The organism is Peteryoungia aggregata LMG 23059 (assembly GCF_030814435.1).
Taxonomy (GTDB): domain Bacteria; phylum Pseudomonadota; class Alphaproteobacteria; order Rhizobiales; family Rhizobiaceae; genus Allorhizobium; species Allorhizobium aggregatum.
Window position 1 is genome coordinate 83,835 of sequence record NZ_JAUSUW010000014.1, and the last position, 14,014, is coordinate 97,848.

Annotated in this window: 18 protein-coding genes; 7 read left to right on the forward strand and 11 right to left on the reverse strand. The window is 62.2% G+C overall.

Features of this window, described 5'->3' with window-relative positions; all coding sequences use genetic code 11:
- Window positions 1–177: 177 nt before the first annotated feature.
- The 4 genes from J2045_RS19750 to J2045_RS19765 all read right to left on the reverse strand — a co-directional run bounded on the left by J2045_RS19750 (window position 178) and on the right by J2045_RS19765 (window position 3,020).
- Window positions 178–876: an RES family NAD+ phosphorylase gene (locus tag J2045_RS19750; RefSeq protein WP_307376163.1), complete on the reverse strand. Its 699-nt coding sequence runs from the start codon at window positions 874–876 to the stop codon at window positions 178–180.
- A complete protein-coding gene (locus J2045_RS19755) occupies window positions 877–1,308 on the reverse strand; it encodes an antitoxin Xre-like helix-turn-helix domain-containing protein (RefSeq protein ID WP_307376166.1) in 432 nt (143 codons plus the stop codon).
- A gap of 74 nt (window positions 1,309–1,382) precedes the next feature.
- Window positions 1,383–1,805 carry a GNAT family N-acetyltransferase gene (locus tag J2045_RS19760; RefSeq protein ID WP_307376168.1) on the reverse strand — a complete coding sequence of 141 codons (423 nt, stop codon included), beginning with the start codon at window positions 1,803–1,805 and terminating at the stop codon, window positions 1,383–1,385.
- Between the two features lie 27 nt (window positions 1,806–1,832).
- Entirely contained in the window at window positions 1,833–3,020 is a 1,188-nt protein-coding gene (locus J2045_RS19765) for a winged helix-turn-helix domain-containing protein (protein ID WP_307376172.1), read from the reverse strand.
- Window positions 3,021–3,134: 114 nt separating this feature from the next.
- Between J2045_RS19765 and J2045_RS19770 the strand changes: the two genes are divergently transcribed.
- The 6 genes from J2045_RS19770 (at window position 3,135) to J2045_RS19795 (ending at window position 9,442) form a co-directional block, all read left to right on the forward strand.
- Window positions 3,135–3,983, forward strand: a complete 849-nt coding sequence (locus J2045_RS19770; RefSeq protein WP_307376175.1) for a DUF3800 domain-containing protein — start codon at window positions 3,135–3,137, stop codon at window positions 3,981–3,983.
- Window positions 3,984–4,200: 217 nt separating this feature from the next.
- Window positions 4,201–4,881, forward strand: coding sequence for an energy-coupling factor ABC transporter ATP-binding protein (locus J2045_RS19775; protein WP_307376178.1), 681 nt, complete (start codon window positions 4,201–4,203; stop codon window positions 4,879–4,881).
- Window positions 4,875–5,480, forward strand: a complete 606-nt coding sequence (locus J2045_RS19780; RefSeq protein WP_307376182.1) for an energy-coupling factor transporter transmembrane component T family protein — start codon at window positions 4,875–4,877, stop codon at window positions 5,478–5,480. Before J2045_RS19775 ends, J2045_RS19780 begins: the two co-directional genes overlap by 7 nt.
- A gap of 29 nt (window positions 5,481–5,509) precedes the next feature.
- Window positions 5,510–6,073 carry a biotin transporter BioY gene (locus J2045_RS19785; protein ID WP_307376185.1) on the forward strand — a complete coding sequence of 188 codons (564 nt, stop codon included), beginning with the start codon at window positions 5,510–5,512 and terminating at the stop codon, window positions 6,071–6,073.
- Window positions 6,074–6,167: 94 nt separating this feature from the next.
- The gene (locus J2045_RS19790) at window positions 6,168–7,199 is read left to right on the forward strand and encodes a DUF4424 domain-containing protein (RefSeq protein ID WP_307376188.1); all 1,032 of its coding nucleotides are present in this window, start codon (window positions 6,168–6,170) and stop codon (window positions 7,197–7,199) included.
- 239 nt (window positions 7,200–7,438) lie between these two features.
- The gene (locus tag J2045_RS19795) at window positions 7,439–9,442 is read left to right on the forward strand and encodes a methyl-accepting chemotaxis protein (RefSeq protein ID WP_307376191.1); all 2,004 of its coding nucleotides are present in this window, start codon (window positions 7,439–7,441) and stop codon (window positions 9,440–9,442) included.
- A gap of 82 nt (window positions 9,443–9,524) precedes the next feature.
- On the opposite strand, the gene J2045_RS19800 is transcribed toward J2045_RS19795, so the two are convergent.
- From J2045_RS19800 to J2045_RS19810, 3 genes are all read right to left on the reverse strand, one after another.
- On the reverse strand, window positions 9,525–9,782 hold the full coding sequence (locus J2045_RS19800) for a DUF2188 domain-containing protein (RefSeq protein ID WP_307376194.1): 258 nt from the start codon (window positions 9,780–9,782) through the stop codon (window positions 9,525–9,527).
- Between the two features lie 8 nt (window positions 9,783–9,790).
- Window positions 9,791–10,198: a hypothetical protein gene (locus tag J2045_RS19805; RefSeq protein WP_166601123.1), complete on the reverse strand. Its 408-nt coding sequence runs from the start codon at window positions 10,196–10,198 to the stop codon at window positions 9,791–9,793.
- Between the two features lie 147 nt (window positions 10,199–10,345).
- On the reverse strand, window positions 10,346–10,948 hold the full coding sequence (locus J2045_RS19810) for a superoxide dismutase (protein ID WP_307376197.1): 603 nt from the start codon (window positions 10,946–10,948) through the stop codon (window positions 10,346–10,348).
- A gap of 195 nt (window positions 10,949–11,143) precedes the next feature.
- Here J2045_RS19810 and J2045_RS19815 point away from each other — a divergent pair, with 195 nt between their 5' ends.
- Window positions 11,144–11,473 carry a hypothetical protein gene (locus J2045_RS19815; protein ID WP_307376200.1) on the forward strand — a complete coding sequence of 110 codons (330 nt, stop codon included), beginning with the start codon at window positions 11,144–11,146 and terminating at the stop codon, window positions 11,471–11,473.
- 5 nt (window positions 11,474–11,478) lie between these two features.
- Here J2045_RS19815 and J2045_RS19820 read toward each other — a convergent pair whose 3' ends face one another.
- The 4 genes from J2045_RS19820 to J2045_RS19835 all read right to left on the reverse strand — a co-directional run bounded on the left by J2045_RS19820 (window position 11,479) and on the right by J2045_RS19835 (window position 13,945).
- Window positions 11,479–11,820 (reverse strand): YkgJ family cysteine cluster protein, encoded by a 342-nt coding sequence (locus tag J2045_RS19820; protein WP_307376203.1) that lies wholly within the window; start codon window positions 11,818–11,820, stop codon window positions 11,479–11,481.
- Window positions 11,821–11,823: 3 nt separating this feature from the next.
- Window positions 11,824–13,008, reverse strand: a complete 1,185-nt coding sequence (locus tag J2045_RS19825) for an MFS transporter (RefSeq protein WP_307376205.1) — start codon at window positions 13,006–13,008, stop codon at window positions 11,824–11,826.
- 86 nt (window positions 13,009–13,094) lie between these two features.
- Entirely contained in the window at window positions 13,095–13,640 is a 546-nt protein-coding gene (locus J2045_RS19830) for a GNAT family N-acetyltransferase (protein ID WP_307376208.1), read from the reverse strand.
- Window positions 13,637–13,945 (reverse strand): type II toxin-antitoxin system TacA family antitoxin, encoded by a 309-nt coding sequence (locus J2045_RS19835; RefSeq protein ID WP_307376210.1) that lies wholly within the window; start codon window positions 13,943–13,945, stop codon window positions 13,637–13,639. The genes J2045_RS19830 and J2045_RS19835 overlap by 4 nt, the downstream gene beginning before the upstream one ends.
- Window positions 13,946–14,014: the final 69 nt, after the last annotated feature.

Below are 14,014 nucleotides of genomic sequence, written 5' to 3' on the forward strand. Positions count from 1 at the left end.
GCCGCCTGATCACCCCACCCCGGACCTTCGGTCCGACCCTCCCCCTCAAGGGGAGGGTGTCTTGCGGCTGTTGGCTCGCACCTGCACAACGACAGGCGGCAGCCACCCACCTCCCCCTTGAGGGGGGAGGTCGACGCGAAGCGGCGGGTGGGGGTGATCCGAACGAGGCCACCAAACTCAAGCCCCGATCGGCCCCTCGACCATCGGCTCCGGCCTGCCCTTCCAGCTCAACCGCCAGACATCACCCTGGCGGACAGACTGCACCGCAGCCGGGCGCAGAATGGCGAAGCAAGTTCCGCCTTCGTGGCGCACAGAGGGGTAGACGATGCCGTTCAGTCCCGCCCGTCTTGCTTCTAGCGCCAGGTGGTTTCCTTGCGGATAGCCGACCGCCTTGTCCGGCGACAGGGCAACGTGGGCCGGCGCTGGCCTCAAATCGAGGAACTCTCCCGAGACGCTGCAGAACATTTCAGCATACTCCGCCACGGCCTCGTAGACACCCGTGCGGGCGACGAAGTCCGTCATGTGAAAGGTGATCTCAGCAAGGCAGGTCTCGACGGCAAGCGCCGCATACCAGGCACCGCGCGTCTCGCCGTTGAAGCGGTTCGGCTCGCGCGGCCTGGCATAGGCAAAGCTCGCATTGATGAAGTGGGCATGCGGCACGTCATAAACGAGTTCGCGAGCCTCAAGACCAGAGATTCCGGTTTTCTGCGCCTGCATGCGGCTAGACGTGGCCGCTTCGATCTCGGCGAGTTCGGCGAATTCTCGCGCAGTGTCTGCGAGCGGGGCCAGAACCGGTGCCCGCAGCCGGGCGGTCGAGACAAGGCGCACCGTCCTCGGATAGGCAAGCGTCGAGACCTGGAGGCCGGCGATATGCACTCAGAGGCCCCCGCGCACCGCATCGAGATAGCGGCGGACCTCCAGCATATGGGGAATGCCGCCCTCTATCATGGCGGCGACCGGGCAGCGGCGATCGAAGAGCGGGCCGGTATTTTCCAGCATCGGCCAGCGGTCGGCCATGGCATCGACGAAGAGGAGATGCAGCGCCTTGTAGATGCCGACCAGCGCCGAGATGCGCGTCATCTGGTCCTGCGTCAGCGTTTTCTTGACGCGATCGGGCTTCAGACGCTCCCAGGTGCTGACGGACACGCCGAGCAGGGACGCCGCCTGCTGGCTGGTCAGATCCCATTGGCTGACCAGGCGGCGATAGGCCTTGAGCGCGGTTGACGACAGCCGTGTCCGCTCTCCTTCATCGGAAAAACCCTGAGGACGAGCGATCGGGGCACCCAGTACGCGCTGATGGTCCAACATGGTCGGCCTCCGTCAAATGATGCATAATATATACGTCATTTGACGGAATCTTCAAGTTGCGGCAACGGATGGCCTCAGCTCGGCCTCAACACGCGCGCCATGCCGACCGAACGCGGCGCCGTTTCGTCAAAACCGTATTGGGCGTAAAGCTTGTTGGCGGGCACATCGGCGATCAGGCTGACATAGGCCGACTGCGGCAGAGTGGCGATGAAATCGGACAGCGCCGCCATGATCCACTTGGCAAGCCCCCTGCCCTGATGGTCCGGCAGGATGGCGATGTCGGTGACCTGGAAGAAGCAGCCGCCATCGCCGATGATGCGGCCCATGCCGACGGTTTCCTCGCCATGCATCAGGCTGACGCCGTAGATCGAGTTGGGCAGGCCCTTTTCCGCAGCCTCGCGGGAGAAAGGGCTGAGGCCGGATTCGAGGCGTAGGCGCAGATAGTCGTCAATGACTGGCACGCGGGGTTCGATGCGGTAGGCGGCGTTGTCGATCACGTCAGATCTTTCTCTTTGGTTCGTTGGTCACCCCAGCCAGCCCGGCTGGAGGCGGACAGTTTCCATGCCGGCGAACCGGGCGACGCGCTGCAGTTCGGCCTCCAGCCTTTCCAATCGGCCGGCGCTCGGCTTCACGCCCGGTTCCAGCCAGAGGCGGCGCACGTCAAGCAGGCCTTCCTTGCGCTCTGCCTTCATGTCGATCCGGCCGATCAGACGATCGCCTTCAAGCAGCGGGAAGACATAATAGCCGTATTGCCGCTTCGGCTCGGGCACGAAGACCTCGATCCGATAGAAGAAGCCGAAGAGGCGTTCGGTGCGGTTGCGGTCGCGGATCAGTGGGTCGAAGGGCGAGAGCACGCGGATGCGGGCGGGTGGTTCCGGGGCGCCCATGAGCGTGCCCACCTGATCGGCGAAAGCAAAGGAGCTGCGCGGCTTGCCGTCGACCGTCTCAATCGCAAGCTCCTGCAGTTCCTCGCGGTTATCGGTGAGCCAGGTCTTGGCTTCCTCCGGGGTGACGATCTTGAAGAAGGCGGCAATCTCGCCCGAAGTGGCAAAGCCGAGACGAGACAGAGCTGCGCGGCAGGCCCAATCGACAAAGGCCTCGTGCTCGACTTCGGCCGCGTGATGCTCGGTCGGGATCACCCGTTCGGCGAGGTCATAGACCTTCTGGAAACCTTCGCGCCTGGCGATGGCCAGCTTGCCGGTATGCCAGAGGAATTCGAGCGCCGTCTTCGAAGGATGCCAGTTCCACCAGCCGCCGGACTTGTGATCCTCGGCCTTGACGTCACGGGCCATGACGGGACCGGTGTCGCGGATGCGGGCATAGGTTTCGTCAAAAGCCTGATCGAAACCCTCGCCCCGCCATTTTGCCCAGTTTTCGCGGATCTTCGCCTCGCGGCGGACGAAGCGGTGTTTCCAATAGGGAAAGAAGGCGGAGGGTATGACTGAGGCATCATGGGTCCAGTGCTCGAAAAGCGAGCGGTCCTTTTCGAGGAGGTGCTGGAGATCTTTGGGGCGGTAGGTCTGGTTGCGGGAAAACAGGATCTGGTGATGGGCCCGCTCGACCCACTGGATGCTGTCGACCTGGACGAAGCCGAGGTCGTGGATCATGTCGTAGAGACCCTGACGGCCAAGCACCTTCGTCGGCGGGCGGGACAGGCCCTGCCGTTCGAGGAAAATTTTTCGCGCAAGCGTGTTCGGAACGGGAATCGACATGGGATGAGGCTAGGACATGTTCGCGGTTTGTTCAATGGACCCAGTTGCACTCATTTGATCGAAGTGACAACCTGGGCGCTAATTTTTCTGGCAACACCAATATCGGAGCGGAGTGTGCGCACTCAAGTCGACAGCCAGCACCTGATTTTCTTTATGGATGATTTCGGCACGCGGACGATGTGTAACCCGGCAGAAGAAATGCCAATGGCACCACATGAATTCAGCTTCGGCCTGGGCGGCATACTTGTTCCTTCCGAGGCGGTCGCTGAAATTTCGCAAGCGGTCATACGCTTTTGCGAAAAGTGGCGCGTTCCAGAACTTCATGGCAACAAGATTCGATCCGGCAAGGGTAAGTTTGCTTTCCTAAAAGAGGGAGGTCAAAGGCGAGAACGTTTCTTCGCGGAACTCGAAGACCTTCTTATCGACGAGCGGATGTTAGCCCATGCATGTGTTATCTGCAGGCCGGGCTATAGGGATCGTTATTTCGAGAGGTATCCGGTGGCGTCCAGGTGGCACATGAGCCGGACCGCTTTCGATATAGCCGTGGAGCGCGCTGCGAAATTTGCCATCATGCTGAAGAGACGCCTTTCGATTGTATATGAGCGATCAGGCCAAAAGGAGGATCGTCTGATTGAAAGCTATTTCCACGGACTGAAGACAATCGGCACCGAATTTGACGTTCAAAACGCCGGCAAACATAGTCCGCTGCCTCGCGAAGAGCTGTCTCGCACATTGCTGACGATCTGGCCTGACGGCAAGGCTAACCCGATGCTGCAACTTGCAGACCTCGTGATACATCCCCTTTGTCATAGGCCAACCGGTCTTCCCAATCGAGCCTATTCACGCCTTGAAGAAGCGCGTCAGATTCTCGACTTCCGATGCAACGGCGATGCAACCATAGCGGTGAAATACTCCTGCTATGACGGCACCTATCAAAAGCCTGAAGGACACACAAACACATAAGGGACCCGAAGGTCCCTTAAGGCGGTCGGCGTATAGCCTGACCCCGTGGCAATGCCATGTCTGGAAGGTACCGCAACAACCTTTGGATGACAAGTCCCGCAGGCCATTCCGTGAACTCTGTGTTTGGACGCACCACCTCCCCAGAAAAGACCTAGGCTTTCCAGCTCCGGCAAAGTCAGTCTATAGCATCAGCACCTGCCCCCGGAGATCCCGCATCTTGCACATCCGTTTCGACCAGGCCGAGCTGCGCTTCGGCGACCGTGTGGCCCTCAAGGCTCTTTCGCTGTCGTTGACCGAACAACGCGTCGGGGTGATCGGGCTCAACGGTTCCGGCAAGACAAGCTTCGCGCGGCTGATCGCGGGGCTCGCCAAGCCGACATCCGGAAGGGTGACGCTTGACGATCTCAATACCGTCACCGACGAGAAGGCGGCGCGGGCGAAGACCGGCTTCATCTTCCAGAACCCGGGGCACCAGATCATTCTGCCTGTCATCCGCGAGGATATCGCACTCGGGCCGAAGTCACAGGGGCTGACTGCGCCCGAAATCGACCGGCTGGTGGACGAAGCGCTCGCCCGTTTCGGCATCCGCGATCTCGCGGCAAGGCGGCCGCATGAACTGTCAGGCGGCGAATTGCAGCTGGCGGCGCTTGCCGCCGTCTGCGTCAACCGCCCTGATGTCGTCATCTTCGACGAGCCGACCAACCAGCTTGATCTCAAGAACCGCGCCCGGGTGAAGGCGGCGATCGACGGGCTTGCCGAACAGGCCGTGGTCATCAGCCACGACCTCGACCTCGTTTCGGATTTCGGCCGCGTGCTGGTGTTCCATGACGGCGTGCTCGCGTTCGATGGCGCAGGCCAGGACGCGATTGCCCGCTACCGGGAGATCGCCGGATGCTGACGAGCCTGCATATCGACGGCACAAGCCTGCTGCACAGGATCCCGGTCAAGCCGAAGCTCCTCGGCCTGATGGTCTTCGGGCTGGCGCTCTACGGGATTGAGCAACCGCTGGTGCTCGGGGCTGCCCTTGTGCTGACCGGTCTCGTCTATCGCTCCACGGGCATCGGGCTTTCCGAAGGTTTGAGGCGGCTCAGGCCCGTGCTCTTCACCATCGCCTTTCTCGCCGCCGTCAATCTGCTGCTGCTGACGCCACTCGAAGCGCTGATCACAACGCTGCGGCTGGTCGCGATCCTGTTTCTCGCCGCTGCCGTGACGGCCTCCACGACGATTGCGGACTTCATGGCAGCCGTCACCGATCTTGCCCGGCCGCTGGAGCGTCTGGGTCTGATGAAGGCCGCCGATCTAGGGCTGGCGCTCGGTCTCGTCCTGCGTTTCGTGCCCGACATCGCCCAGCGCTATGAGGCGCTGAAGGAGGCGCATGCGGCGCGCGGCATTCCGGTCAAGCTGTCGCGCATGCTCGGTCCGCTGATCATTTCGACGTTGAAGGATGCCGATCGCATTGCCGAAGCGATTGACGCGCGGGGCATTCGGGGCCAGTAACGGATCAGATTTCTCAAGGAACGCGTTTCATGACCACCAGAGACCTCGTGCTCGCCGCACTCTTCACCGCCATCATCATCGTGCTCGGCTTCATCCCGCCGGTGCCGATCCCGCTGCTGCCGGTTCCGATCACCGCCCAGTCGATGGGCGTGATGCTGGCCGGCTGCATCATTGGCGCCAAGCGCGGCGCGCTGGCTTACGCCCTGCTCGTCGTGCTCGTGGCCGTCGGTCTGCCCGTTCTCTCGGGTGGTCGCGGCGGCCTCAACGTGCTGATGGGTCCGACCGGCGGTTACATCTTCGGCTGGATCATCGGCAGCTTCGTCACCGGTTTCCTCGCCGAAAAGCTGGTCCGCGAGGGACAGTCGGCGGCCAAGCAGATGACCGGCTTCTTCATCGCCAGCGTCGTCGGCGGTATCGGCGTCGTCTATCTCTGCGGCATGCCGTGGCTGTCGGTCGTTGCCGGCACGCCCTTCGACAAGGTGGTTCTCGGCTCGCTGGCCTTCATTCCGGGCGATCTGGTCAAGGCCGCAATCGCCACCCTTGCAGCGCGCGCCGTGCTCCTCGGTTATCCGCTGCTGCCGGCGCGCGCATAACACCCAGAAACCGTCGTTCAAAAATCAAGATGCCACCGCTAAGGTGGCATTTTTCGTTCCGGCCATTGGGATGGATTTCGGGGGATTTTGAACCGTGACGACGTCGAAAACTGCCACACTGCTTCTTGCCTGCGCTTTGCAGGTCCTGGCCGCCACATCCGTGCTGGCCAATGATTCCATGGCAACGCTGGGGGCCGGTGGGCTGATCTTCACGCGCAGCGAAGAGATCACCATGGCGAAGGAAGATCTCTACATCTCGCCGGAAAAGGTGGAGGTGAAATATCTCTACCGCAACACCACGGACAAGCCGGTAAAGACGATCGTCGCCTTCCCCATGCCGAAGATCGGCGGCCCGGTCGAGGTCATGTCGGCGGTGCCCGACGAGCAGAGCGACAACTTCATGGATTTCTCGGTTGTCCAGGACGGCGAGGAAATCGAGCCGAACCTGCAGCAGCGGGTCCTGGTGCGCGGCATCGACTTCACCGCAGAAGTGGAAGAGCAGGAGATCCCGCTGCAGCCGCTCTTGAAGGAGACGACGGAAGCATTGAAGACGCTGGAGCCCGAAGTCATCAAGGACTGGCTGGCCAAGGGGCTGATCGTCGACCTGAACTATTTCTCGACCGACACATCGCCACCAGAATATGTGCCTGTCTGGGAGCTCGAATCGACCTTCTGGTGGGAAACCACCTTCCCGGCCGGCGCGGAGGTCGAGGTCGAGCATCGCTACAAGCCGAGCGTCGGCGGCAGCGCCGGTCTCGTCTTCGCGTTTGACGGCAAACCGTCGGATGCCTATGCCGATTATCAGAAGCGTTATTGCGTGGACGAGACCTTCCTGAACGCGACAGCAAAGCTTGAGAAGAAGCAGAACCCCGATGCCGGGATCTATTATTTCGAGCAGTGGCTCTCCTACATCCTGACCACCGGCAACAACTGGTACGGGCCAATCGGCGACTTCCACCTCACCGTCGACAAGCTCAATCCGGAATCGATCGTCAGCTTCTGTGGGGAAGGTGTCAAGAAAACCGGACCGACCACCTTCGAGATGCGGGCCAAGGACTATTACCCGTCAAACGATCTGCACATCCTGCTCGTCGTCACGAACAAGGTCGCCACCCAGGCTCCCTAAGGTTTCTCGCGCCATGGGTTTCCCCCCAGAATGGGGTAGTCTGAAATCCGCCATGTGTTGGTAACGGCTTGTAAAATCGTTTCCGACAGGATCGGCGCGATCGGTCGATTCCGGTGTCCCCCTGAGCGAGCCATGACGGCGATGCAAACACTGGAACGGATCATGTCACCGCTGCAATCGCGACACCGGTCGAATGCCGGATGTCCCGCATCTTTTCGCGCGCTCCGAAAGTCACGGCCATGTTCCTCAAAAACCTTTCTCTCAGCAAGAAGCTGATCCTCACCTTTTGCACCATCATGGCCGGATGTTTCCTGGCCTCTGTTGTCGTCTTCGTTCAGGCCTACACGGCCAAGAATGCCCTCGTCGACCAGGACCGCGCCCAGCGCGTGGTCAACCTGGTCGAAAGGGCTGCGACGGCCATGGCCGAACAGGCCGCGAACGAGCGCGGATATCTGCTGTTCGGAACCGAGACCACGCTGGCTGCGGTCACGACCGAACGCCAGGCACTCGAGGCCGCGCTAAGCGAGGCCAAAACACTGGCCGCTGGCGACAGCGCACTGATTGGACGGCTCGACGCGATGCGGGCAGCCGCAGAGGTCTATGCAAAACAGGTGGCCGACCCACAGATCGCCGCCCGCAAGGCAGGCCAGACGTCCATCGAAGAGATCTCTGCGTCCGGTGCGGCGGGCGCTCTGGACAGCTTCCGGGCAGCCGCTGCGGATATCAAGACGGTGCTTGATGCCGAGATGACGGCGACCCGTGCGCGTCTCGAAGCCGCTCATTTTGCGCTCGAACTGGCGCTCGTGCTGGGGGCCGCAGTCGCCGGTGTCTTCGCCGTCGGTCTGATCTGGCTTCTCGCGCGCTCCATCGTCACGCCGATCACCGGCATGACCAATGCCATGGCACGCCTTGCCTCCGGCGATCACGCCGTGGAAGTGCCGGCTGTCGACCGTGGCGACGAAGTCGGTCGGATGGCCAAGGCAGTGCTGGTATTCAAGGATGCCGCGATCGAGAGCGCGCGCATGTCCGATGAGCGCCGCGCCCTGCGCGAACAGGCTGAAGCCGACCGTCAGAAGGCGGAGGCCGAGAAGGCCCGCGAGGCCGAGGAAGTGCGCTTTGCGATGACCGAGCTGGCGGAAGGCCTGAGCGCCCTGTCGAATGGTGATGTGGTGTTCCGCCTCGAAAAGCCCTTCGCCCCGCATCTCGACAGTCTGCGCGGCAACTTCAACGAATCACTCGAGAAGCTGCATGCGGCGCTGCGCACCGTCGGCAGCAATGCCCATGCCATTCATGCCGGTGCAGCGGAAATCCGCTCCTCTGCCGACGATCTGGCAAGGCGCACCGAACAGCAGGCGGCATCCGTCGAGGAAACGGCAGCCGCCGTGGAACAGGTCACCAAGACGGTCCGCGACACCGCCAAGCGGGCCGAAGACGTCGGCCAGCTCGTCGACAGCACGCGTGCGGGCGCCGAACGCTCCGGTGAGGTGGTGCGCAACGCGGTTGCAGCCATGACAGAGATCGAGCAATCGTCGCAGTCGATCTCCAGCATTATCGGCGTCATCGAGGACATTGCCTTCCAGACCAACCTTCTGGCGCTCAACGCCGGTGTCGAGGCGGCTCGCGCCGGTGAGGCCGGCAAGGGTTTTGCGGTCGTTGCCCAGGAAGTGCGCGAGCTTGCCCAGCGCTCTGCCAATGCGGCAAAGGAAATCAAGGCGCTGATCTCGAAATCGACGTCCCAGGTCGGAAACGGCGTAGCGCTTGTCGGCGAGACGGGCACGGAACTCGACAAGATCGTGTCCGCCGTTCAGGAGATCAGTCACCATGTCCGGGCGATCGTCATTGCGGCGCGCGAACAGTCGACCGGGTTGCAGGAGATCAATCTCGCCGTCACCGCCATGGACCAGGGCACGCAGCAGAATGCGGCCATGGTCGAGCAGCAGACGGCGGCGTCCCATACGCTGGCGGCGGAAGCGGATTCGCTCAACACGCTTCTCGCCCAGTTCCGCCTGGGTCAGGGCAGTGCCATGGCTCAGCCTGTCAGACCCCAGCAACAACGTCCCGTGGCGGCCTCGCATTCCGCCTCTGCGACCCGCCCCGCTCCGCGTCAACCGTCCGCAGCGTCTGCCAGCCATGCGCCGGCCCCCTCGCCCGCCCGGGCACTGGCCGGCAAGCTCGGCCGTGCCTTCGGCATGGGCACGGCTGCGCCCGCCGAACCGGTCAAGCAGGACTGGACGGAGTTCTGACGGCAATTTCGGCTTTTCGAATCAAGAAAGCCCGTGGCGCGCGCCACGGGCTTTCCGTTTGCCTGAACTCTGAGCGATCAGGCTACCGGTCGTCCTCGACATCATCGACAACGACCGTCATGGGGCGGTCCGCACCGTCCGCATGTTCATGGATCCACTCCCCTTCTGCGTCCTGCCAGCTGATTTCAGCGTCACCATCGGCGAGTTGCTGGGCGCCGGCTGCCCGTCGGGCGGCGACGAGCGCCTCCTCGTGGGTCGCATAGGGCTCGGAATAGACATTGCCCAGGCGGTAGGCATACCCCTCGTCATGCTCGACGACGTGATAGGTCACCTTGACCATCGGTCGCCTCAGTTCCAGCGCCAGCGGCTGTCGCGCGCCGGCGGGGTGGAGCTGGCGAGCATGTAGCCAACAAGGCCGCCGACGATGCCGAGGGTGATGAGGCCAGCGGAGGTCGCGGCAGCCGGATGGCGGCGTACGACGCCAGCCACGGTATCGGCGCCATCGCGGGCGTAGTCGGCAACCAGATGCGCGGTATGGGTTGCGCCGTTGACCACATCCGAAGCGCGGTTGCGGACATCGTCGCGGTCGTAGCCGGTGACCGAGGCTGCCGTGCGGCTCGCCTCGTCCAGCACCTCAGACGCCCGATGGCGGATGTTGCGACTGCTGCGGCCCGCTTCGCGGCTGATGATATCCTTGAGATCATTCATCTGTTCGCGCAGTTCACGAAGTTCTGCCTGGAGGTTGGAAGACGCCATGGTGATACCCTTTCCGTTGTTCGTGTTGTTGCCGAAGAAACGTTGCGAATGCCGGATGGTTCCATTTGCAGAATGTTAGAGCGCGTCTGGAACGAAAAACGCCCGGTGCGAGGCACCGGGCGTCGGAAAGCGTCTAATGCTGGACGATCACTTCGTCGCGGCTTCGTACATTTCCAGAACGTAGTCCCAGTTGATCAGGCTGTCGACGAAGGCTTCGAGGTACTTCGGACGGGCGTTGCGGTAGTCGATGTAGTAGGAGTGTTCCCAGACATCGACGCCGAGGATCGGGGACGCACCGTGGATCAGCGGGCTTTCGCCGTTCGGGGTCTTGGAGATTTCGAGCTTGCCGTCCTTGACGGAGAGCCAGGCCCAGCCGGAGCCGAACTGGGTGGTGCCGGCTGCAACGAAATCGGCCTTGAACTTGTCATAGCCGCCGAGATCGCTATCGACTGCAGCCTGCAGCTTGCCCGGCAGCTTGTTGCCGCCGCCATCCTTCTTCATCCAGTTCCAGAAGTGGATGTGGTTGTAGTGCTGGCCTGCATTGTTGAAGAGGCCGGCATGCTTGCCGTAGGACTGCTTGACGATCTCTTCCAGCGACAGGCCTTCCAGGCCCGAATCCTTCAAGAGGTTGTTGCCGTTGGTCACATAGGCCTGGTGGTGCTTGTCGTGGTGAAACTCCAGCGTTTCAGCCGACATGAACGGGGCGAGCGAGTCGTAGGCATACGGGAGGGCGGGCAATTCGAAGGCCATGGTGAGATCTCCTTTTGGCAAATGGATTGCGGTTTGGCAGGTGACGGGAACATAGGTGCGGAACAACGCTCAGGCAACCTTTGCCCTTCCAAATTCCGGCCTCCAAGGGAAAGAAATGTCTTCCGTTTTTGGACTTGCACGGTGTGGCGTTCCGGCCGAGGTTCACAGCCTCATAGTACCCAACTGAGGTCCCCCATGTTTCGTTCCAACAGGCGTCTCACGGCCATCGCGTTCGTCTTCATTCCCCTCGCCTCATCGGCGCTCGCATCTTCAGGCGATGCCTGGGAGGAATTTGCCAAGGATGTCGCAGCCAAATGCACTGTCCTGGCCGAGGGCCGCATCGAGCAGCCGAAAGTGGTCGTCGATCCCTTCGGAACCGAGAGCTACGGCGTGGCGATCCTGACCGGCAAGGCTGTCGGGGCGGATGCGATCGTCAGCTCGGTCTGCGTCTATGACAAGAAGAGCCAGACGGCGGAAATCGGCGGGGAACTGCCGGCCGACCAGGTGACTATCAGTGTCCCCTGAAGAGGTCAGGCCTCGTAGACATCAGGCTCCGGCAGGCCTTCGACCGGGAAACCGAACTCGGCACGGGCGATCTTGCATTCCTCGTCGCCGGGCATGCAGGTGCGACAGACATGCGGGCGCACGAGATAGACAGCGCAACCGACATGCTTGCCGACTTCGCCGGTGAGTGCCGCACAGCGTCCATTCTCGAACTTCATGCCGCTTTCGTCCTTGGCGATCATCGCTTCAGGGATGGCGGCGATTTCCTCATCGCTTTCCATCGAAAAGCGCGGCCAGTCGGCGGAATAGGCGCAGCAGGCACCGCAGGTCTGGCAATCGAAGATGTCGGGCGGGGAGGTCTCCAGCATGGATCAGCGCCTCGCCGCGCGGACGCGCATCAGGTTCAGGGCGAAGAAACCGGTGAAACCCAGCATCAAGAGGCCGACGAAGACAGGCCCGGCATCGACCGAGATCAAATCCATGGTGAGGCCCGTGCTGCCGGAACCGGCGGCACTGCCGATGGCGTAAGCCAGCGCGAAGACCGCGCTGCCGGAGACCAGAAGGCCACCACGGAAGCGTTCGCCGAGCAGGGTGAGCGCTGCGGTGTAGAGCGAGAAGCTGGCTGCACCGAGGATAGAGATGGTGATCAGCAGGGCGGCCTGGGAGGTCATGAAGGGCAGAGCCAGGAAGGCGACAGCGGCGATCAACGAGCCGGAGACGGCGATCACCGGGCGCGAGAGCCGGTCGAGCAACCAGCCGACAAAGGGCTGGGCAAGCGCTGTCGGCAGGGCCACCATGGTGACCACGAAGGCCGCGAAATTCTGGCTGTAGCCGCGCTCAACGAAATAGAGCGGGATCATCGAGATCGCCGCGATATCCGAGAAGCCGAAGGCGACGACCATCAGCGTGAGCACCGGCGCCATCCTGACGAAGGTCAGGAGACCACCGGCTTCCGAGGCTTCCGGCTTGGTCTTGGCATAACGGCCCAGCATGACCGAGGCAAAGGCGACGAGCGCGACATAGGCCGCAGTCAGCGCGAAGGCGAAGCCGTCCTCAATGCCGACGAGCGGAATGGCAAGCGGCCCGGCGGCAAAGCCCGCACACATGCCGGCGCTATAGGCACCGGAGACACGTCCGCGCAGGCGGTCTGGACAGGCGATGTTCAGCCAGGCTTCGGAGACCGTGTAGATGATGCTGGTGCAGAAGCCGAGCAGGAAGCGGGCGACGAACCAGATCCAGAGCTGGTCGAAAAGCGAGAAGGTCGCAAGACAGATGGAGACGCCGAGCAGCGAGGCGACGATCAGCCTGTCGCCGCGCACCACCTGCGTCAGTCTGCCGATCAAAAGGGTCGAGGAGGCAAGGCCCAGCGCAAAGACCGAGGCGTTCAGGCCCGCCATGCTGGAGGAGACACCCCGGCTTTCGAGGATCAGCGCGATCAGCGGATAGGTGAGCCCCTGCCCCACCGCAAAGGCCGTGACGCCCAGGATGACGACCGCGATCGCCGCCCAGTCAGGCGCGAAGTCGGGTGCGATATCCGTGGTACCTGCGGTGTGCATGGGGCCTCCGAGGCGCGTCAGCGCCCGTCGATTGACGGTCCGGTCTAGCGGGCAGACTGGGGGAAGTCCAGAGCGTGCCGTAGGTGTCAGGAGGTCGCCAGCGTCTTGCGTATGGCTGCAACTGGAATGAACAACCTCAGCGGATTCGACGGCAGCGGCTCAAAGCCGTACCGCAGGTAAAGGGCCTTTCGGCGCTGCACGAGATCCGGATTGCCGTCATCCAGCACGTCCAGAATAACCACCGCAATGCCGATCCGCTCGGCTGCCTGCACGATCCGCAGCAGTGCGTCGGCGAGCAGATCGCCGCCATAGCCTTGTCCGGCATATCGCTGGTCCACACCGATCATGGAAATGAAGGCGGCAGGGATCGCACCATGGGATGGGCGGCTCCGGGCGTAGCAAGACGGCAGTTCCGTGAAATCGACAGAATGGGCATTGAGGGCATAGAAGCCGATCACATCGCCTTTCTCAGAGGTCATCACGTAGACGCGGGCATTGCCGGCCTTGGCGAGCTTGTTCGCCGTCTTGCGGAAGTAGTTGTCGACGGTCTCGACACCACAGGAGAAGTTGTCCCGATCATGGCGCTCGGGATCGAGCAACTCGATGATGACCGAGTGCCCCTCATCATTCATCTGCTGATGACGCGCGACTTGTGGCTGGCAAAGGCATCTCGCAAGGCGTCGGTCGGGGAAAGCGGGTTGTCGAGCGCATCGAAGAAAGCTTCGTGATCGATCGGTTGCAGAAGTGTCCGTTCATGCGCTTCGATGGTCGCGAGCGCCGAGGCGTAGGCCGCATTCATCGCAAAAGCCGTTTCATCGACCCCGCTGATCGCAGCAGCGCGCTGGATCGCCTGTTTGACATGCGGCTTGGTGCGAAAGTGCATCCGCTCCGTCGCACGGTCTTCTTTCGTCTGGCTGATATCCTTGGCTGTGCTCATGGTGGCGGTCCTCACGTCTCGCCACAAGTGTACGCCGTTTTGGCGTACACTTCAATCTCGCCGCTGAAG